This is a genomic window from uncultured Campylobacter sp. (assembly GCF_937949835.1).
GTDB lineage: Bacteria > Campylobacterota > Campylobacteria > Campylobacterales > Campylobacteraceae > Campylobacter_B.
In genome coordinates this window covers 1-1366 of sequence record NZ_CALEDC010000280.1, presented here as the reverse complement: position 1 = coordinate 1366, position 1366 = coordinate 1, and the positions used below count along the sequence as shown (strand labels likewise).

The window sequence follows — 1366 nt, the reverse complement described above, 5'->3', positions numbered from 1 at the left end:
AAAATAAGGCAGATAACATCTAATATCATAGCGGTAGTATAACAAAAAGGATGAGAAAATGCAAGAAGAAGCGTTGGGCGTCACCATCGGGCTCGTAATCAAAGGCATAACCCAGCTCGGCGAGCTCAAAAAAGGTTTTAAGCAGATCAACGAAAGCATTTCGGAAACGAATAAAGCGCTAAAGATGTTTGACAATCAAAAGCTTACTAATCTGCAGCATAGCCTACGCGAGGCTAGGCGTAACGTTATAGCGGAGTTTGCCACCATAAGAAACGCCGCCGCAACGGGAATTTTTGCACTTCCCATCAAGCTTGCCATAGATGATGAGGCAGCCTTTGCAAATGTAAAAAAATACGTAGATGATAGCGCCGAAAATCTACAAATTTTAAAAGGAGAGATGCGCAACCTCTCTAGCTCTTTGGGACTTAGTTTCGAACGTATAAGCGAGATAGCCTCGGGCGGTGGAAAGATAAATTTAAAGGGCGAGGATCTACTTAAATATACTCGCATGCTTGCAACCGGAGCCGCAGCGTTTGAAATGAGCGCCGAGGATTTAAGTAGAGCTAGTAACAATATGAAGGTAGGCTTTAAGATCAAAGATTTAGATAGGATGAATGAGCTATTTGATTCGATAAATTTGCTTGATAATACCGTAGAAAACGTAAACGCAAAAGAGGTATTCGAAGCTACCTCTTTGATCGCCGCAAACTCTAATCTTATCGGACTAAATGAAAAATCAGCCGCTGCTATAAGTTCTACGATGCTAAGTACAGGCAAAGCCACTAGTGTGGTGGGAACTTCGCTTAACGCTCTTTTTACGAGGCTCGATACCGCAGAGAGTCAAAGCAAGGCATTTCAAGAAGCACTAAAACAGATCGGGCTGGATGCAAAAACGCTTAAAGCCAATCTACAAAAAGATGCCGAGGGTACGATAGTAGATTTCTTGGACCGAATTAATAAGGCGCCTAAGCAGATGAGATCGGGCTTGCTTTATGATTTGATAGGCGGAAATTTCAACGACGAAATAGCCGCTCTTGCGATGAATGTGGACGCTCTGAAAGAAAACTTAGCTCGCGTTTATTCGGATGAGGCAAGGGGATCTATGAAAAAAGAGCTACAAACGAAGCTCGATACTACCGCATCGGCAATCGAGCGACTTAAATTTAGCGCTTTAAATTTAGCCGCTATTATAGGCGAAACCTTTTTGCCGGCTATAAACGCATTTGCAAACGCTTTGGGCAGACTTACTATTTGGGTGCAGGACCTGGCGAAAGAATTTCCTACCCTAACGAAATTTATAAGTTCTGCGGTAGCGGGATTTTTGATTTTCAAGCCCGTATGGTTGCTACTAAAAATAGCGATCTTT

At 42.8% G+C, this 1366-nt stretch carries 1 protein-coding gene; it reads left to right on the top strand.

The features are described 5' to 3' along the window. Nucleotides 1–58: 58 nt before the first annotated feature. The coding region (locus tag Q0256_RS06290) for a phage tail tape measure protein (RefSeq protein WP_297961249.1) at nt 59–1366 on the top strand (1308 nt) is incomplete at its 3' end.